18 protein-coding genes are annotated in these 17,731 nt (G+C 72.9%); 9 read left to right on the top strand and 9 right to left on the bottom strand.

The window, feature by feature from the left end:
- The first annotated feature begins 25 nt into the window (after nt 1-25).
- A complete protein-coding gene (locus Q7A36_RS00340; protein WP_305101643.1) occupies nt 26-1,060 on the top strand; it encodes an LLM class flavin-dependent oxidoreductase in 1,035 nt (344 codons plus the stop codon).
- Here Q7A36_RS00340 and Q7A36_RS00335 read toward each other — a convergent pair.
- Both Q7A36_RS00335 and Q7A36_RS00330 read right to left on the bottom strand, forming a co-directional pair.
- On the bottom strand, nt 1,035-1,598 hold the full coding sequence (locus tag Q7A36_RS00335) for a hypothetical protein (RefSeq protein WP_305101642.1): 564 nt from the start codon (nt 1,596-1,598) through the stop codon (nt 1,035-1,037). The two genes, Q7A36_RS00340 and Q7A36_RS00335, sit on opposite strands and share 26 nt — an antisense overlap.
- Before the next feature lie 59 nt (nt 1,599-1,657).
- Nucleotides 1,658-2,662 (bottom strand): tripartite tricarboxylate transporter substrate binding protein, encoded by a 1,005-nt coding sequence (locus Q7A36_RS00330; protein ID WP_305101641.1) that lies wholly within the window; start codon nt 2,660-2,662, stop codon nt 1,658-1,660.
- Nucleotides 2,663-2,852: 190 nt separating this feature from the next.
- On the opposite strand from Q7A36_RS00330, the gene Q7A36_RS00325 reads away from it, so the two are divergent.
- Nucleotides 2,853-4,103 carry a GTP cyclohydrolase II gene (locus Q7A36_RS00325; protein WP_305101640.1) on the top strand — a complete coding sequence of 417 codons (1,251 nt, stop codon included), beginning with the start codon at nt 2,853-2,855 and terminating at the stop codon, nt 4,101-4,103.
- Nucleotides 4,103-5,299, top strand: coding sequence for a DUF1688 family protein (locus Q7A36_RS00320; protein ID WP_305101639.1), 1,197 nt, complete (start codon nt 4,103-4,105; stop codon nt 5,297-5,299). The genes Q7A36_RS00325 and Q7A36_RS00320 overlap by 1 nt, the downstream gene beginning before the upstream one ends.
- A 3-nt stretch (nt 5,300-5,302) precedes the next feature.
- Here Q7A36_RS00320 and Q7A36_RS00315 read toward each other — a convergent pair whose 3' ends face one another.
- A complete protein-coding gene (locus tag Q7A36_RS00315; protein ID WP_305101638.1) occupies nt 5,303-6,208 on the bottom strand; it encodes a LysR family transcriptional regulator in 906 nt (301 codons plus the stop codon).
- Nucleotides 6,209-6,308: 100 nt separating this feature from the next.
- Between Q7A36_RS00315 and Q7A36_RS00310 the strand changes: the two genes are divergently transcribed.
- A complete protein-coding gene (locus tag Q7A36_RS00310; RefSeq protein WP_305101637.1) occupies nt 6,309-7,265 on the top strand; it encodes an alpha/beta fold hydrolase in 957 nt (318 codons plus the stop codon).
- Nucleotides 7,266-7,291: 26 nt separating this feature from the next.
- Nucleotides 7,292-7,843 carry a pyridoxamine 5'-phosphate oxidase family protein gene (locus Q7A36_RS00305; RefSeq protein ID WP_305101636.1) on the top strand — a complete coding sequence of 184 codons (552 nt, stop codon included), beginning with the start codon at nt 7,292-7,294 and terminating at the stop codon, nt 7,841-7,843.
- A gap of 153 nt (nt 7,844-7,996) precedes the next feature.
- On the opposite strand, the gene Q7A36_RS00300 is transcribed toward Q7A36_RS00305, so the two are convergent.
- The 4 genes from Q7A36_RS00300 to Q7A36_RS00285 all read right to left on the bottom strand — a co-directional run bounded on the left by Q7A36_RS00300 (nt 7,997) and on the right by Q7A36_RS00285 (nt 12,005).
- Nucleotides 7,997-8,956 (bottom strand): Bug family tripartite tricarboxylate transporter substrate binding protein, encoded by a 960-nt coding sequence (locus Q7A36_RS00300; protein ID WP_305101635.1) that lies wholly within the window; start codon nt 8,954-8,956, stop codon nt 7,997-7,999.
- Nucleotides 8,956-9,759: an SDR family NAD(P)-dependent oxidoreductase gene (locus Q7A36_RS00295; RefSeq protein WP_305101634.1), complete on the bottom strand. Its 804-nt coding sequence runs from the start codon at nt 9,757-9,759 to the stop codon at nt 8,956-8,958. Before Q7A36_RS00295 ends, Q7A36_RS00300 begins: the two co-directional genes overlap by 1 nt.
- Before the next feature lie 104 nt (nt 9,760-9,863).
- The gene (locus tag Q7A36_RS00290; RefSeq protein WP_305101633.1) at nt 9,864-10,535 is read right to left on the bottom strand and encodes a glutathione S-transferase family protein; all 672 of its coding nucleotides are present in this window, start codon (nt 10,533-10,535) and stop codon (nt 9,864-9,866) included.
- A 63-nt stretch (nt 10,536-10,598) separates the two neighbouring features.
- Nucleotides 10,599-12,005, bottom strand: a complete 1,407-nt coding sequence (locus Q7A36_RS00285) for an MFS transporter (RefSeq protein ID WP_305101632.1) — start codon at nt 12,003-12,005, stop codon at nt 10,599-10,601.
- A 152-nt stretch (nt 12,006-12,157) separates the two neighbouring features.
- On the opposite strand from Q7A36_RS00285, the gene Q7A36_RS00280 reads away from it, so the two are divergent.
- Both Q7A36_RS00280 and Q7A36_RS00275 read left to right on the top strand, forming a co-directional pair.
- Complete coding sequence (locus Q7A36_RS00280; RefSeq protein ID WP_305101631.1) at nt 12,158-13,435, top strand: Gfo/Idh/MocA family protein; 1,278 nt, start codon at nt 12,158-12,160, stop codon at nt 13,433-13,435.
- An 82-nt stretch (nt 13,436-13,517) separates the two neighbouring features.
- Nucleotides 13,518-13,706 (top strand): hypothetical protein, encoded by a 189-nt coding sequence (locus Q7A36_RS00275; protein WP_305101630.1) that lies wholly within the window; start codon nt 13,518-13,520, stop codon nt 13,704-13,706.
- Nucleotides 13,707-13,723: 17 nt separating this feature from the next.
- On the opposite strand, the gene Q7A36_RS00270 is transcribed toward Q7A36_RS00275, so the two are convergent.
- Complete coding sequence (locus Q7A36_RS00270; RefSeq protein WP_305101629.1) at nt 13,724-14,146, bottom strand: response regulator; 423 nt, start codon at nt 14,144-14,146, stop codon at nt 13,724-13,726.
- Between the two features lie 602 nt (nt 14,147-14,748).
- Nucleotides 14,749-15,552 (bottom strand): transglycosylase, encoded by an 804-nt coding sequence (locus Q7A36_RS00265; RefSeq protein WP_305101628.1) that lies wholly within the window; start codon nt 15,550-15,552, stop codon nt 14,749-14,751.
- Between the two features lie 265 nt (nt 15,553-15,817).
- On the opposite strand from Q7A36_RS00265, the gene Q7A36_RS00260 reads away from it, so the two are divergent.
- Together Q7A36_RS00260 and Q7A36_RS00255 are read left to right on the top strand one after the other, a co-directional pair.
- Entirely contained in the window at nt 15,818-16,813 is a 996-nt protein-coding gene (locus Q7A36_RS00260) for a Bug family tripartite tricarboxylate transporter substrate binding protein (protein WP_305101627.1), read from the top strand.
- A 60-nt stretch (nt 16,814-16,873) separates the two neighbouring features.
- Nucleotides 16,874-17,719, top strand: a complete 846-nt coding sequence (locus Q7A36_RS00255) for a nitroreductase family protein (protein WP_305101626.1) — start codon at nt 16,874-16,876, stop codon at nt 17,717-17,719.
- Nucleotides 17,720-17,731 lie beyond the last annotated feature (12 nt).

Below are 17,731 nucleotides of genomic sequence, written 5' to 3'. Positions count from 1 at the left end.
GGATGGCACCGCTACACTCCGGGGCATGAGCCTCGGCCTTGCCATCCTCGACCAGTCCACCATCGCCTCGGGCCGCGGCGCGGACGAGGCGATCCGGGAAACCCTCGCCCTCGCCCGCCTCGCGGATGACTGGGGCTATGGCCGCTACTGGCTGGCCGAGCACCACAACAGCGGCGCCCATGCCGGCGCGGCGCCCGAGATGCTGGTCGCCGCCATCGCCGCCACCACGCGGCGCATCCGGGTCGGCACCGCCGGCGTCATGCTGCCGCACTATTCCGCGCTGAAGGTCGCCGAGCAGTTCAAGGTCGCCGAGGCCATCGCGCCGGGGCGGATCGATCTCGGCCTCGGCCGGGCGCCGGGCAGCGACGGCCGCACCGCCTTCGCGCTGAACCCGAACGCCAATGAGGCCGCCGAGCGCTTCCCGAACCAGGTCATGGACCTGCTGGGCTGGCTCGGCGACGGGCTGCACGAGGGCCATCCCTTCCGCGCCGTCGCCGCCAATCCGCAGGTGCCGACGCGGCCGCAGGTCTGGATCCTCGGGTCCAGCGACTACGGCGCGCAGGTCGCGGCCTGGTTCGGCCTGCCCTACTGCTTCGCGCATTTCATCGGCGAGCGCGGCAGCGAGCAGGCCATGGCGACCTACCGCGAGGGCTTCCGCCCCTTCCCCCACCTGCCCGGCCGCCTCGCCGCGCCGCAGGCCGCGCTCGGCGTCTTCGCCCTGACCGCGGAGACCGAGGCGGAGGCCTGGCGGCTCTATCGCTCGCGCGAGCTCTGGCGGCTGTTCCGCGACACCGGCCGCTTCCCGCCGCTGCCGAGCGTCGAGGAGGCCGAGGCCTATCCCTATTCCGAGGCCGAGCGGGCGCATCTCGCGCCGCTCCGGGCGCGCGCCATCGTCGGCGCGCCGGAGCAGGTGAAGGCGAAGCTCGAGGCGCTGGCCGCGGCGCATGGCGCTGACGAGGTCGCGGTGCTGACCCCCTGCCATGATCCGGCGGCGCGCCAGCGCAGCTACCGGCTGCTGGCGGAGGCCTTCGGGCTCAGCGCTGCCCCGGCGGCGGCGTAGCCCCGCCGGCATTGGCCCCGCCGCCCTGCACGGCCGGCGCCGCCATCGGCGCGCCCGCCTGCCCCGCGGCCGAGACCACCTGCCCGCGCAGGTCCGAGAGCACCTGCAGCGCATCCTGCGCGGCGGTGTCGGCCTTCTCCTTGGAGAGCGAGCGGTCCGGCCCGACCTCGCCGAATTCCTGGCGCATGCGCTGCTGCGCCGACTGGTAGGCCTCCGTCTCGGCGAAGGCGGGCGGCACCCGCTGCATGTCGTGCCAGGCGCCGCGCAGGGTCTGCATCAGGTCGATCCGCTCCTGCGAGAAGGCGCCCTCCTGGCTGGAGGTGCGCCCGGCCGCATGCCGCTCCTTCGCCTGGGCGAGGCGCTGCTCGGCCCCCTGCAGCACCAGCGCATAGGCCTGCAGGTCGGCGGCCGGGCCGGTGGCGGGGGCCGCCTGGCGGGCCGTCTCCTGCTGTGACTGCGCCGGCGGGGACTGCGCCAGCACCTGGGCCGGCGCCCAGGCCAGTAGGGCGGCCGCCGTCACGGCCAGGACTCTGCGCATCGCCATCTCCTCCATCGTCGCGGCGGCGAACGCCGCGCGGGAGGCGACGGTTGCCCCGCTCAGTCCGCGCGGATGGCGTTGCTGCGGACCACGCCGCCCCAGACCTCGATCTGGCGATCGAGAAAGGTCCGCAGCCCCGCCGGGTCCGACAGCACCAGGCGGGCCTGCTGCGTCTCCTCCATCTGCCGGCGCACCCGCTCCTCCGTCAGGCTCTCGCGCAGCGCCGCGTTCATGCGGTCGATGCCGGAGGTCGGCGTGCCGGAGGGCGCGAAGACGCCCCACCAGGCCTCCGCCTGCAGGCCGGGGAAGCCGGCTTCCTCCGCCGTCTCCACCGGCGCCAGCGCCGGCAGCCGCGTCGGCCCGAATTGCGCCAGCGCCCGCAGCGTGCCGCCGGCGATATGCGGCGCGACGAGGGCGGCGCTGCCGATCATGGCATCCACATGCCCGGCCACCGTGTCGTTCACCGCGAGGCCGCCGCCGCGATAGGGCAGATGCGCCATGCGCGTGCCGGTCCGCGACTGCAGTAGCACCATCGTCAGGTGCCCGATGGTGCCGTTGCCGGTCGAGCCGTAGGAGATCGCGTCCGGCTGCGCCTTCGCCGCCGCGACGAACTCCGAAAGGCTGCGGAAGGGCCGGTCCGGCCGCGTCGCCAGGACATAAGGCGCGCCGCCGATCAGCATCACCGGGTCGAGGTCGCGGGTGATGTTGAAGGCGAGGTTCGGCAGCAGCGCGGGCAGCACGGCATGGCTGTCGAAGGTGAGCAGCCAGGTCTGGCCGTCCGGCGCCGCCTTCACCACCGCCTCCGTCCCGATGGCGCCGGCGGCGCCCGAGCGGTTCTCGACGATCACCGGATGGCCGAGCCGCTGGGTGAGGCCCGGCGCGGCCAGCCGCGCGACCGCGTCGGTGGAGCCCCCGGGCGCGAAGGGGACGATGATGCGGATGGCGGCGGACTGGGCGCGGAGCGCCGGCGCGGCCAGCGCGGCACCGGCGAGGCCGAGCGCGAGGCGGCGGCCGAGGCGCGGTGGCCCGGAGCGGCCCGCCCGATGGTTAAGGCGATGGGTCATGCGGTTCCTCCCCCGCCGGTCGGGCCGGCGGCGTCCGGCATTCTGTAGCGGAGCAGAACGGCATCGCCCAGGACGGTAAGGATCCGGTCACCCGCGCCTGCCAAGCGGCATGGCAGGGCCTTGACCCTCACGGCACTTGCCGCGCCGCGGCCTCCGCCCGACATTGCCGACCTGGACGCAACGGACGCGCATGAGCATCAATCAGCCCCGCCATATCCGCCTGACCTCGCACCCGGAGCCGCAGGCGCATCGCTGGCAGCTCGCCTGGGGCGCCGCGACGCCGGCCACGCGCGGGCCCGTCATCGGCTCGGTCACGCGGCCGCAGGACCGCAACGTCATCGGCACCCATGGCGGCTCCTACTCGCTCTACCGGGCGCTCGCCGTCTCCTCCGGCGCGCTCTCCCCGCTGCAGCGGCCGGACCTGTCGAACACCCATCCCGTCACGCCCATCGGGCCGTACCCGCAATGGACGGAGCCGGGGAAGATCGTCTCCCTCGACCCCTGGGGCCATGTGGTGGGCGAGGCCTTCGGCGACGCGATCGCCGAGGGCATCGACATCCGCCCGACCATCGCGATCACCCGCGCCCGGCTGAACATGGCCGAGCTGAACGCCCTGCTGCCGACCGGCGATCTCCGGCCGGACGGCGTCATCCTGCATCCCGGCGGCGACATCTCCGTCACCAAGGCCGCCGTCGATCCCGTCTGGTGGCTGCCCGGCATCGCCGAGCGCTTCGGCGTGCAGGAACACCAGCTCCGCCGCACGCTCTTCGAGCAGACCGGCGGGATGTACCCGGAGCTCGTCACGCGCCCGGACCTCTCGGTCTTCCTGCCGCCGATCGGCGGCATCAGCGTCTACATCTTCGGCGACCCGGCGAAGCTCGCCGACCGCCGCGTGCCGCTGACCTGCCGGGTGCATGACGAGTGCAATGGCTCGGACGTCTTCGGCTCCGACATCTGCACCTGCCGGCCCTACCTGATCCACGGCATCGAGGAGAGCGTGCGCGCGGCGCAGGAGGGCGGCGTGGGCCTCGTCGTCTACAACCGCAAGGAAGGCCGCGCGCTCGGCGAGGTGACCAAGTTCCTCGTCTACAACGCCCGCAAGCGGCAGGAGGGCGGCGACCAGGCCGCGACCTATTTCGAGCGGACGGAATGCGTCGCCGGCGTGCAGGATGCGCGCTTCCAGCAGCTCATGCCGGATGTGCTGCACTGGCTCGGCATCACGAAGATCCACCGCCTCGTCTCCATGTCCAACATGAAGCACGACGCCATGGTCGGGCAGGGCATCGAGATCGGCGAGCGCGTGCCCATCCCCGCCAACCGCATCCCGCCCGATGCCAGCGTCGAGATCGAGGCCAAGAAGGCCGCCGGCTACTACGCGCCGGAGGTGCCGGACGAGGCGGCGCTGCAGCGCACCGTCGGCCGCGCCCTGGGCGAGACCTGATGCGCCCGGAAGCCACCGCCGCCGCGGCGCTGCTGACGCCGGAGGCGGTGCGGGAGCGCGCGCAGGAGCTCTACGGCCTCGGCCTCGACCACCGGCTGCAGGGATGGCTCGTGCAGCCGGAGGCGATGGCGGCGACCGCCGACCTGGTCGCCGAGGTGGTGCGGGCGAACTACCCCGACCTGCAGGTGCCCTTCCACGCCCGCTGGCGCCACTTCGCCGCCGGTGGCCATGACCGCTGGGCGGCGCTGCGCGCGCGCCTGCCGGAGGACGCCGCGGAGCGCGCCCGGGCGGCTTTCGACCTCGTCATCCTCTCCGTCCTGCTCGATGCCGGCGCCGGGATGGCCTGGCACTACCGGGAGGCGGCGACGGGCGATGAGTATTCGAAATCCGAGGGGCTGGCCGTCGCCAGTCTGGCCATGTTCGCGGACGGCCTCTTCGGCCCGGGCCGGGCGGATCCCGAGCGGCTGACGGACCTCACCGCCGAGGACCTGGCGCTAGGCTTCCAGGCCGGGCCCGAGAACCCGCTGGTCGGGCTGGACGGCCGCGCCGACCTGCTGCAGCGCCTCGGCCGCACGCTGATCGCCGCCGGGATGGACCGGCCCGGCGCGCTCTTCGACCTGCTGGCCGCCGAGGCGGTGGACGGCGCCCTGCCCGCCCGCGCCATCCTCGTCGCGCTGCTGCGGCATCTCGGCCCGATCTGGCCGGGGCGCGAGGTGCTGGAGGGCGTCAATCTCGGCGATTGCTGGCGGCACCCCGGCATCCGCCGCGCCGACGCGACGGCCGGCCTGATCCCCTTCCACAAGCTCTCGCAATGGCTGGCCTATTCGCTGGTCGAGCCGCTGGAGGAGGCGGGGATCCGCGTCACCGGCCTCGATGCGCTGACCGGCCTGCCGGAATACCGCAATGGCGGGCTCTTCCTCGACATGGGCGTCCTCCGCCCGCGCGAGGAGGGCATCCTCGCACGCGAGCATGCGCCGGGCGACATCCTCGTCGTCGAGTGGCGGGCGCTGACGGTCGCGCTGCTGGATGCCATCGCGCCCATGGTGCGGGCGCGGCTGGGGCTTGCGGCCGAGGATTTCCCGCTCGCCCGCGTGCTGGAGGGCGGCACCTGGCATGCCGGGCGGCGGCTGGCGCGGGAACGACGCGCCGATGGCGGCCCGCCGCTGAAGGTCGTCAGCGACGGCACGGTCTTCTGACGCCTATTCGCGCAGCACCGGCAGCGCGGCCAGGCGCGGCACGGCGACATCGAGGAAGGCGCGCACCCGCGGCGGCAGCAGCCGCGCCGAGGGGAAGACGAGCTGCACCGGCAGCGGCGCCGTCTCCCAATCCGCCAGCACCGGGACCAGCGCGCCGGAGGCCAGTTCCTCGGCCATCTGGTAGGACAGCGTGCTGACGATGCCCTGGCCGGCGACGGCCGCGGCCACCGCCGCCCGCGCCTCGTTCACCGAGAGGCGCGGCGCGATCCGCACCGTCATCTCCTGCCCCTCGGGCGAGATGAACCGCCAGTCCGGCGGCATGGCGCGGGCGAGGAAGACCACCGTGTCATGCCCCGCGAGGTCCTCCGGCCGCAGCGGCGTGCCGCGCGCCGCGAGATAGGCGGGGCTCGCCGCCAGCCGCCGCCGCACCTGGCCGACCCGCCGCGCCACCAGGCCCGTATCGCCAAGCCGGCCGATGCGGAGCGCCACGTCGATCGCGTCCTCCAGCAGGTCGACATTCTGGTCGGAGAGCAGCAGTTCCGCCGTCACCTCCGGCTGCGCGGCCAGGAAGGCCGTGACGATGGGCGCGACATGCAGCCGGCCGAAGACCAGCGGCGCGGCGACGCGCAGCGTGCCGCGCGGCGCCTTGCCCTCGCCCGCGGCCTCGGCCATGGCCTCGGCATAGTCGGCGAGCAGGCGGCGGGCCTGGTCCGCCAGCCGCCGGCCGGCCTCGGTCGGCGCCAGGCGGCGCGTGCTGCGCTCCAGCAGCCGGACGCCGAGGCGGTCCTCGAGCCCCGCGACCATGCGGGTCATCGCCGGCGGCGACTGGCCGTGGCGCCGCCCGGCCGCGGCGAGGCTGCCCGCCTCCACCGCCGCGACGAAGAGGCGCAATTCCTCCAGCCGATCCATTCTTCCGTCCAGAGCAAGAGTGCCTTACGATCGGACGATATTCTTGGCCGGACAGGCAAGGCCCATTCTCCCGCCACGCCCCGGGGCAGGAGACAGAGCCATGAACCGCAGACACCTCTTCCAGGCCGGCGCCGCGCTCGGCTCGGCCCTCGCCATCCCGGCCGCCGCGCAGACCGGTGCAGCGGAGGCCGGCCGGATCCGCTACCGGATGGTCCAGGTCGACGGCCTCGACATCTTCTACCGGGAGGCCGGGCCGGCGGATGCGCCCGCGCTGCTGCTGCTGCACGGCTATCCCACCAGCTCGCACATGTTCCGCGACCTGATCCCGCGTCTTGCGCATCGCTGGCGGGTGGTGGCGCCGGACCTGCCGGGCTTCGGCTTCTCCGCAGCGCCCGACCGCGCGGACTTCGCCTATAGCTTCGACCGGCTGGCGCAGGCGATCGAAGGCTTCACCGGCGCGGCGGGGCTGCCGCGCTACGCCCTCTATGTCTTCGACTACGGCGCGCCGGTCGGCTGGCGGCTGGCCACGGCGCATCCCGAGCGGGTGACCGCCATCATCACCCAGAACGGCAATGCCTATGAGGAAGGGCTGCTGGAGGCCTGGGCGCCGATCCGCGCCTACTGGTCGGCGCCCGACGACGCCGCGAAGCGCGAGGCGCTGCGGCCCTTCACTAGGCTGGATGCGACGGTCTGGCAGTACACCCATGGCGTGCCCGACCCGGCGCTGGTCTCGCCCGATGGCTGGACGCATGACCAAGCGCGGCTCGACCGTCCCGGCAATGCCGAGATCCAGCTCGACCTGTTCCGCGACTATGCCAAGAATGTCGCGCTCTACCCCGCCTGGCAGGCCGCCTTCCGCCGGCATCGCTGGCCGACCCTGGTGGCCTGGGGCAGGAACGATCCCTTCTTCGGCCCCGCCGGCGCCGAAGCCTTCCGGCGCGACCTGCCGGTGGAGGGCCTCCATCTGCTCGACACCGGCCATTTCGCGCTGGAGACGCATGCAGCCGAGATCGCCGGGCTGATCGACCCCTTCCTGGCGAAGCACGCCACGCGCTGACCAACCCCGAAGCAGGAGGCAAGTCCATGGGCAGGCATTTCGCGCAGATCGCCTTCACACCCGCCGTTCAGGCGGAGCAGGCGGCGCTCGGCTCCCGCGACCACTATGCCAAGGTGGAGGAGCGTGGCCGGGACGACAGCCAGCTTTCGACGCAGGAAGCCGCCTTCATCCAGGCGCGCGACAGTTTCACCATGGCCACCGTTTCCGAGACCGGCTGGCCCTATCTGCAGCATCGCGGCGGGCCGCCGGGCTTCGTGCGCGTGCTGGATGCGCGGACCATCGGCTTCGCCGACTTCAGCGGCAACCGGCAGCACATCTCGGTGGGCAACCTGGCGATGGATGACCGCGTCTCGCTGTTCTTCCTCGACCAGGCCAATCGCCGGCGGTTGAAGCTGCTCGGCCATGCGCGCGTCGTGCGGGACGATCCCGCGCTGCTGGCGCGGCTGACGCCGGCGGGCGCCGAGGACATCGCCGAGAGCGCGGTGCTGATCGAGGTCGCCGGCTTCGACTGGAACTGCCCGCAGCATATCACCCCGCGCTTCACGGCCGAGGAATGGGCCGCGCTGCGGCCGGGCTGATGCGGGACGTGCGGCGGAACACAGCGCCGCGGCCGCGGCTGGGCCAAGGTGTGTGTGGGCGATCGATTGATCCGTCCCTTCCCCTCCCTGACAAACTGGCCCATCGGAGCGATCCGGTGGGCCTCTTTTTTCGCGGGCGGCGGCCGCACCCGGTCAGTCCGGCCGGATGCCGGCGGCCTTGACCACCTGCGTCCAGGCCGCCGTCTCCCTTGCCATGCGCGCGGTGACGGCCTCGGCCGGGGCGAAGGCGGCGAAGGTGCCGGCCTCCTCGGCCCGGCGCTGCACCGCGTCCTGCGCCAGGACCTGCCGCACCTCCTCCTGCAGCCGGGCCAGGATCGGGGCCGGCGTGCCGACCGGCGCCATCAGCGGGAACCAACTGTCGATCGGGATCGGCTCGAAGCCCTGCTCCGCCAGGGTCGGCACCTCCGGCAGGGCGCGGTGGCGCGCCTCGCCGGTGGTGGCGATCGGGCGCAGGCGGCCGTCGCGGAAGAAGGCCAGCACCGGCGGCGGGCTGTTCATGTAGAACTGGATGCGGCCCGCCAGCAGGTCGGAGATGGTCTCGCCGGTGCCGCGATAGGGCACGTGCAGGATGTCGATGCCGGTGCGCAGCTTCAGCAACTCGCAGCCGAGATGGTGCAGCGAGCCATTGCCGGAACTGCCATAGGCGAGCTTCCCCGGATGCGCCCTGGCATGCGCCACGAACTCCGTCAGCGTGGAGACCGGCACCGCGGGATGCACCATCATCACCTGCGGCGAGTTGGTGACCTGCGCGATGGGCAGCAGGTCGCGCGCCGGGTCGTAATCGGAGACGCCCTCCACCGCCGGCTTGCCGGTCAGCGTGCCGGAATAGCCGACGAGCAGCGTGTGCCCGTCCGGACGCGCGCGGATGGCGGCCAGCATGCCGATGGCGCCATTGCCGCCCGGCCGGTTCTCGACCACCACGGACTGGCCGAGGCGCTGGGCCAGCGGCTCGGCCAGCAGCCGCGCGGCGAAATCGGTGCCGCCGCCGGCGGGCGAGGCGACGATCAGCGTGACGGGCCGGCTCGACCAGGCCTGCGCCCGCGCGGGCGCCGCCAGCAGCGCCGGCGCCGCGAGCAGCGCGCGGCGGCGCATCACACCGGCCCGGCGGCGGTGAAGCCGCCATCCACGACGATCTCCGTCCCTGTGACGTATTTCGCTTCCTCGCTGACGAGGAAGAGCACGGCATGCGCGATGTCCCAGCCGGTGCCCATATGGCCCATGGGCACGCTGGCATGGCGCTTGGCGATCAGCGCCTCGGCATCGTTGGCGCCGAGCTGGCGGACCAGGCGGTGCTCGACCAGCGGCGTGTGCATCAGGCCGGGGACGACGGTGTTGCAGCGGATGCCCTTGCGCGCATAGCCCATGGCGACCGACTTGCTGAAGCCGATGATGCCGGCCTTGCTGGCGGAATAGGCGGTGTGGACACGGCCGGTGCCCATGCGCAGCCCGGCGACGGAGGAGATGTTCACGACAGCGCCCTTCCCCTGCGTCTCCATCTGCGGGAGGACGTATTTGCAGCCGAGGAAGGCGGTCTTCAGGTTGAAGTCGATCTGGAGGTCCCAGGTCTCCTCCGGCATGTCCACCGGGCCGCCGGGGGCGGAGCCGCCGACATTGTTCACCAGGATGTCGATGCGGCCGAAGCGGGCGAGGCATTCGGCGACCGCGGCCTCCACCTGCGCGGCGTCCAGCATGTCGGCCCGGTGCGCGATGGCGGTGCCGCCTTCGCCCGCGATGATGTCGCGCGTCTCGGCCGCCGCGGTCTCGTTCACGTCGATGCCGAAGACCCGGGCGCCGGCGCGGGCCAGCACCACCGCGGTCGCCTTGCCGTTGCCCCAGCCCGGTCCCACCGAGCCGGCGCCGGTGACGATCGCCACCTTGTCGTCCAACCTGAACACGTTCCCTCCAACACTTCTTTGACTCAGGCCGGGTCCAGGGGTCGCTCGACCCCCCGGCGGGGGTGGAGGGGGCGGGGGCACCCCATCGCCCCCTCCCTGTCCGGTCAGGTGGCCGTATGCCTGAACATGATCTTCCGCGCCTCCTCGTCCATCTCGGTCTTGAAGGCGTGCCGGTCCTTGATCGCCGCCGCGCGCTGCGCCGCCGGCCTTTCGCTGATCGCCGCGAAGTGGCGCTTCACGTTCGTCAGCTTGTCGAAAGCCTCCTGCCCCAGCGCGAAGGGCGCGGCGCGCTCCCAGCCCCAGGCCGCCATGTCGACGATCGAGTAGCTGTCGCCGACCAGCCAGTCGCGGCCGGCGAGCCGGTCGTTCAGGATGCCCCAGTGGCGCTCGGCCTCGAAGACGTAGCGCTTGACGGCATAGTCGTTGCCGGGCGGCGCGAAGTGGCGGAAATGCACGCACTGGCCGCTATAGGGGCCGATGCCGGTGGCGATGAACATCAGCCAGGACAGGGTCTCGCCGGCAAAGGCCGGCTCCGGCAGGAACTGGCCGGTCTTCTCCGCGAGGTAGAGCAGGATCGCATTCGAGTCGAAGACCGGCTTGCCGTCATCGACGATGGACGGCGCCTTGGAGTTCGGGTTGATGGCGACGTATTCGGGGGTGAATTGCTCGCCCTTGCGCGTATCGAGGGGGATCGCCTCGTAGGGCAGGCCGCTCTCCTCGAGGAAGAGCGCGACCTTCATCGGGTTCGGTGCGGTGTTGTAGTAGAACTGCAGCATCTGGTCCCTCCGGACTCGGGCGAGGGATGGGAGCGCACACGGCGCTCCCCCGCAAGCGCTGCGTCACTCGCCTGCAACGGGCATGGCCCGGCCGGCCGGCGCCGGCGCATGCAGGTCGCGGTCGATCTCCTCGATGGAGCGCCCCTTCGTCTCGATGCCGAGGAAGAGGTAGATCGCGCCGGCGAGCACGAACCAGGAGGCGAGGTAGAGGAAGGCGGGCATGATGTTCTCGACGCTCGCCTCCGGCTTGATGACGTTGCTGCTGCCGACGACGAGGGCGAGGCCGAGCGGCCCGATCACCTTGCCGATGCCGCCGAAGCCATAGGCCGAGCCCATGCCGGTGGTGCGGAGCTGCGCCGGCCAGACCTCCGCCGCATAGGGCCCGACCACGGCGAAGCCGCCATCGGCGAAGAAGAAGGCGGCGATCAGCAGCAGCCAGAGCGCGCTGAACCCGAACCACATCTGGTCGTGGTAGATCCCCGCCAGCGCGATCAGGATCGCCGCGCCGAAGCCGAGCAGCCCGCCGGCGCGGCGGCGCCCGATCCCCTCCGACAGCAGCGCGAAGCAGACGCGGCCGGCGAGGCCGCCGAGGGTCAGCCCGATCATCAGCTTGGAGGCCTCGGCCGGCGGCACGTGCAGGATCAGCATGAAGAGCGTCGGCGCCCAGAGCGTGACGCCGTAGACGCCGGTCTGCGCGCCGAGATTGCCGCCCCAGGAGACGATCAGGCTGCGCGGGTGGCGGAACAGGTCGGTCCAGCGCGTGCGCGGCTCGGCATAGTCCTCCGGCCGCGGCAGCGGCAGGCTCTCCGGCTTCACCTCCAGTGCCCAGGCGAGGGCGGCGCGGGCTTCCTCCGGCCGTCCCTGGCGGGCCAGCCAGCGCGGGGATTCCGGCACCCACATCCGGACCAGGAAGACCAGCAGGCCCGGCAGCACGCCCGCGGCGAAGAGGCCGCGCCAGCCGATCTCGGGCGCGAGATAGGCGCCGAAGAGGGAGCCGATGAGGACGCCGACCGGGATGAAGACGGTGACGAGGCCGCCGACCAGGCCGCGCTTGCGCGACGGCATGAACTCCTGCACCAGCGGCAGGTCGACGCAATAGAGGCCGCCGACGCCGAAGCCCACGACGAAGCGGAAGATGGTGAGGAAGATCCAGCCATGCTCCGGCGTGAAGGCCAGCGCGCCGGTGGCGAGGGAGAAGTTCAGGATCGTCAGGTTGAAGACCGGCCGCCGGCCGATGCGGTCCGCCATCCAGCCCCAGAAATAGGCCCCGCCGATCGCGCCGAAGCCGGAGGAGAGCAGGATGATGGCGGACTGCCCGAAGGTCAGGCCCCAGGGGCCGACGACGAAGGCCAGCACGAAGCCGATCAGGAAGTAGTCGAAGAATTCCAGCATGTCGCCGAGCACGGCGGCGGCGATGATGCGCTTCTGGTTGCCGGTCAGCCGCGTCCGGCGGTCGAGTTCCTCGAACATCGCGTATCCTCCCGCGGCGGGCTCGGTGCCGCCTGGTGTCCCGTCAGGCGGGCCGTCTGCGCGGCCCTGTATGGGAGCGTCGGACGACCGACCATGCCACGTCAACCCAATCCGGCCCGCCGCGTTGGCGCCGCCGAGGCGGGAGCAGGCGCATGGGCGAGAGCACGACGCGGCGAGGGATCATGCGGGCGGGCGGCGCGGCGGCGGCCGGGCTGGCGGCGGGCGCCGCCGGCGTGCCGGGCTACCCTCCCCCCTCGCCCATCGATGCCGGCGGCGTGCAGGAAGGCCGCGTCGCCTTCCCGCCCTGGCGCGGGGAGGCCGATCCGCCGGGCGAGCCGCCGCCGGCGCCGCTGCCGCCGGAGGAGCGCGTCGGCTTCGCCATCATCGGCCTCGGCCGCATCGCGCTCGAGCAGGCGCTGCCCGCCTTCGCGGAGTGCCGGATGGCGCGGCCGGTCGCACTGGTCAGCGGCTCGCCGGAGAAGGCGGGGCTGGTCGCGCGGCAATACGGCATCCGGCCGGAGGCGGTGCTGGGCTACGCGCAGTTCGAGCGGCTGCGCGACATGCCGGAGGTGCAGGCGGTCTATATCGCGCTGCCCAACGCCATGCATCGCGAGTTCACCGAGCGCGCCGCAGTGATCGGCAAGCATGTCCTGACCGAGAAGCCGATGGCGACGAGCAGCGAGGACTGCGCCGCCATGATCGCCGCTTGCGCGCGCGCGAAGGTGCGGCTGATGGTCGCCTATCGCTGCCAGTACGAGCAGGTGAACCGCGCCGCCATCCAGGCCGCGCAATCGGGCGCGCTCGGCCGGCTGCGCTTCTTCCATGCGACCAACCTGCAGTCCAACGGTCCCGGCCCGCAATGGCGCTACAGCCGGCGGCTCGCGGGCGGGGGCGCGCTGCCCGATATCGGCCTCTATTGCCTGAATGCCGCGCGCTATCTGAGCAACGAGGAACCGGTCGAGGTCATCGCGCAATCCTTCACCCCGGCGGGCGACGAACGCTACCGCGAGGTGGAGGAGAGCATGTCCTTCACGCTGCGCTTTCCCTCCGGCCTGCTGGCGCAGGCACAATCGAGTTACGGCGCCTATCAGGAGAAGTCCTACCGCCTCTCGGGCGAGCGCGGCAGCCTGCTGCTGCAGGACGCCTTCTCCTACCAGGGCCAGCAACTGCACCTGTTCCGCCGCGAGGGCGCGCGGGGGATCGAGCAGCATCCGCAGATCCATCCGCGCAACCAGTTCGCGCTCGAGATCGACCACATGGCGCGCTGCGTGCGGGAGTCGCGGCGGCCGCATACGCCGGGGGAGGAAGGGCTGCGGGACCAGCAGATCATGGAAGCGATCTACCGTTCGGCGGAAAGCGGCCGGCCGGAGCCGATCCCGGCATGGCCGGCGGAGTTGCCGGTGCGCGGCCCCGCACCCGATCCCGCCTGAGCCGCACACGCTTTGCGGCGCTGCATGAACCGAACCGGTGCTGGCGCGCTGAGGCGCGGCCGCAACGTCACGGAGAGATATGATGCCCGTTCTTCGCCTGATCCTGCCTGCGCTGCTGCTGCTCGGCCTCGCCGCCTGCCAGCAGGAAGGCCCGGCGGAACGTGCCGGCCGCAGCCTCGACCGCGCCGGCCAGTCGGTGCGCGACACGGTGGACCCGCCGCGCGGGCCGGTGGAGCGCCTTGGCCGTTCCGTGGATCGTGCCGTCAACTGACGGCGCGCGCAGGCGGGCTAGATGCGTCGCTCGGCGCCCTGTGCGGCGGGCGGCACATCGTGCCCGTCGCCGGCGCCGATCATGTCGTGCAGCACCGCCGCGGCGAGCGACGGCGTGAATGGCTTGGCGAGGAAACGCGAGCCATCCACCGCCTGACCATCCTCCGCGCCGCCGTAGCGGCCCGAGGCATAGACCACGGGCAGCGCCGGACGGATCACGCGCGCCGCGCGTGCCAGCGCGAAACCATCGGAGCCGCCGGGCAGGTTGATGTCGGTCAGCATCGCCGCGATGTCGTCGCGGTCGCACACGAGCGTCAGCGCTTCCTTCGCATCCGCCGCTTCAAGCACTTCGAATCCGCCGTCGCTCAACGCATCGACCAGCGTCAGGCGTACGAGGAAATCATCCTCCACGACGAGCAGAACGGGGGGTTCGGCCTGCATTCCCTGGGTTCCCTGCCTCGCCTTACGCAAGCGCCCAAGCCCTGTGGCGTTGCCCGCGTAGCGTGTGACGAGCGCGTGACCATCTCGTAGGCTTCGATCACGCCGGTCCCACATCACGGGCGGTACGCCAGAGTCCTGAGATGGCGTAACGCCTCGCTCGCATCAGGGATGCACGTTATGCGAGTGGTCGTGTTTGCAGTTCGCGCGCCGCTCGGCTTGCGGGCAGGACACATAATGGTGCGATCGCCGAGCTGCGCTGCGACGGCAACGGCGTTGGCATCGCGCGGGTTGCGGATTCTCCGGCATCCCGACGCCGTGCACCCGCAGACACGCATCGCGACATTCCGTCACGAACTGCTGGCGCCCGCATGGATGGAGGCTGTCCGGACGGGGTGCTTCGTGCCGCAAGCGGCACGCGGTTCCTGCATGCGCGTCATGCGCGATGTCTGCGGCGCGCCGGGACTGTATTGATTGCATCGGCCGCGCCGCGGAAAACCGCTTATGGCGACAGCGATTCCGCGGCGCGGAGGCACCCGGCGCGCTGCGCGCAATGGCCTGCGCCGCAGATCCTGCCCGGGCCCCGCCTGCACGGGGCACCCGGATCAGCGAGCCGGCATCTCCGCCACGCTCAGCAGCGCCTCGCCGTTCCGGCGATCCCGCGCCAGGCTGCCGGCGCAGCCGGCATCGGCCAGCACGGGCGAGCCGGGCGAGGTCACCTCGAGCTTCGCCCGGACGCGGCAGAGCACCCGCCGCGTGCTGGCGGGAGAGCCGCCATGCCAGCGCGCCAGCGCCGTGGTCCAGCTTCCCGTCTCCACCGCCCAGCGGCGCAGCAGGCCGCCGGCCCAGTCGGCGGAGCGCTCGGCATCCAGCGGCCAGTCGCTTCCCCGCGCATGCACCCTGGCGTTCACCTGCACGCAGCCGGCCATGACGGCGGCGCTTTGCGGCGCCGCGGCCAGCAGGGCGCGCGCCTCCTCCGCACTCTCCGGGAAGGCGGTGCGGCCGCCGATGTTCAGGGCATGGGCATGCAGGCCGCTCTCCGACATCGCAATGGCGACGAGCAGCCCGTCCGGCAAGCCATGGATCCGCTCGGCGCGGCGGGCGGCGGCGAGGCAGGCGGCGCGGGGCGGGAGAGGCGCGGGCGCGAGCTGGAAGGCCGGCGTCAGCCGGGGCGGGGGCAGCAGGTCCATCGGCGCGTCGGGCAGAACCGGCGCGCGGGCGATGCGCGGCGCCTTCGCGCCGGCGCGATGGGCATGGCGCGCCGCCGGCCGCTTCGCCTTGGCCCGATGCGCCAGGGTCTTGCCGGCATGCACGGCATCCCGCTTCGCCGCGGCCGGGCCGGGCAAGGATTTCGCGGCGAGGGCGGGCGGCGCTGCCAGTGCCGCGGCAAGGAGGGCGAGGCTGAACACCCGGGCCGCGCTGGCGGCACGAGGTCCTGGCCCCTGGATGAGGGCGCCCCTGGCCTGGTCGTCACCCAGGCCCGGGAACGCCGCTGAGGGTCGCCGGGAGTTGCCCCACGGCAGGCCGTTCGCGGACGTCATCGCGAAGTTGCTAGCACGGTAACAAGAGGTGAGCAAGTTTCGGGCAGGAATCCGGCCAGTGCGGTGCCTCCCTTCCGCCGCAAAACGGACCAGATGAGGCGGCTAGGGTGAGGCAGAACCGGGAGAGCCACCCATGCGCGGCGCGACACGTCGTTGCCTGCTCGCGACCCTGCCCTGGCTGGGCGGGGCCGGCCTTGCGCGCGCCGGCGAGGCAACCCCCTACCCCGCCGCCCCCATCTCGCTGGTGGTGCCCTTCACCGCCGGCGGCGCGGCGGACATCGCGGGGCGGTTGCTGGCGAAGCACGCGGCGCGGCACCTGCCGAATCCGGCGGCGCAGCTCCGCGTGGAGAACCGGGCGGGCGCCTCCGGCGCGCTCGGCACCCAGGCCGTCGCCCGGGCCCGGCCGGACGGGCTGACCCTGCTGCTGGCGCGCGTCGCCTCCTCCGCCATCCTCCCGGCGACCGATCCGCGCACGCCCTATGGCTGGGACGACTTCACCATCCTCGGCCTGCTGGAGGAGACGCCCTTCGTCGTCTGCGTCCGCGCCGATGCGCCCTGGGACCGGCTGGCGGAATTGCTGGCCGCGCTGCGGGAACAGCCGGGGCGGCTGGCCTTCGCCACCTCCGGCGCCGCGACCCTGCTGGACCTCGGCGTCCGGCACCTCTTCATCGGCGCCGGACTGCCGATCGACGCCGCCATCGCCCGGCCCTTCCGCGGCGGCGGGGAGGCGGTGAAGGCACTGCTGGACGGCCAGGTGCAGTTCATCGGCATGAACCTCAGCGAGGCCCTCCCCGCCCTCAGGGACGGCACCCTGCGCGGCCTGGTGATCGGCACCAAGGAGCGGCTGCGGATGGTCCCCACCATCCCGACGGCGCGGGAGGCGGAGGTGCCCTCGCTTGCCGCCGTGACCGGGTGGAGCGCCCTCTTCGGCCCGCCCGGGCTCGAGGAGGCACCGATGCGCGCCTGGCAGGCCGCCCTGGCAGCGCTGCGGGAGGATGCCGCCTGGCAGGACGAGTTGCGCGCCACCGGCAGCATCCCCCGCCTGCTGCGACCGGAGGAGACCCGCGCCTTCATCCGCGCCCAGGTCGCGCTCTACCAGGAGATCGGGCGGCGCCTCGGCCTGATCTGAGCGGGCGCTTGCCAGGGCACCCGTTCCCGCTAGCCTCGGCGCGAAACGAGGAGCGGACCGATGGACGGCATGACCACCTCCCCCCGGGAAACCCCCACCCAGCAGGCGGCGCTCGCGGCGCGCTACGGCGCGGCGCCGCCGCCGGCCGGGCCCTGGAACGCGACCATCGCCGGGCTGCTCGACCACCGCTCGGTCCGCGGCTACCGGCCGGACCCGCTGCCGCCCGGCACGCTGGAGACGCTGGTGGCGGCGGCGCAGTCGGCGGCGACCTCCTCCAACCTGCAGACCTGGTCGGTGGCGACCGTCGAGGACCCCGCGGCGCGCGCCGTCATGGCCGAGGTCGCGGGGGGCCAGAAGCACATCCTGGAATGCCCGCTCTTCCTCGTCTTCCTCGCCGATGTCTCGCGCAACGACCGCCTGGGCCGGGAGGAGGGCAGGCCGCTCGAGGGCTTGCCCTATCTCGAGACCTTCCTCGTCGCGGCGATCGATGCCGCGCTCGCGGCGCAGAACGCGGTGGTGGCGGCCGAGAGCCTCGGCCTCTCGACGGTCTATATCGGCGCGCTGCGCAACGACCCGGTGCGGGTGGCCGAGACGCTCGGCCTGCCGCCGGGCGTCATGGGCGTCTTCGGCCTCTGCGTCGGGACGCCCAAGCCCGGCGCGGAGGGCGAGGTGAAGCCCCGCCTGCCGCAATCCGTGGTGCTGCATCGCGGCCGCTACGACGTGGCCGGCGAGCCGGCGGCGCGCGCCGCCTATGACGCGGAGATGAGCCGCTTCTCCCAGCGGAACGAGATGGCGGCCGATAGCTGGACGCAGCGGGTCATCGCCCGCATCGGCACGGTGAAGGCGCTGCGCGGCCGCGACCGGCTGGCGGCGGCGCTGCAGGCGCTCGGCTTTCCGCTGCGGTAGCATGCGACGGGC

The organism is Paracraurococcus lichenis (assembly GCF_030657435.1).
Taxonomy (GTDB): domain Bacteria; phylum Pseudomonadota; class Alphaproteobacteria; order Acetobacterales; family Acetobacteraceae; genus Paracraurococcus; species Paracraurococcus lichenis.
The sequence above is the reverse complement of the archived record's forward strand: the minus strand, read 5'-3'. Positions and strand labels throughout refer to the sequence as shown.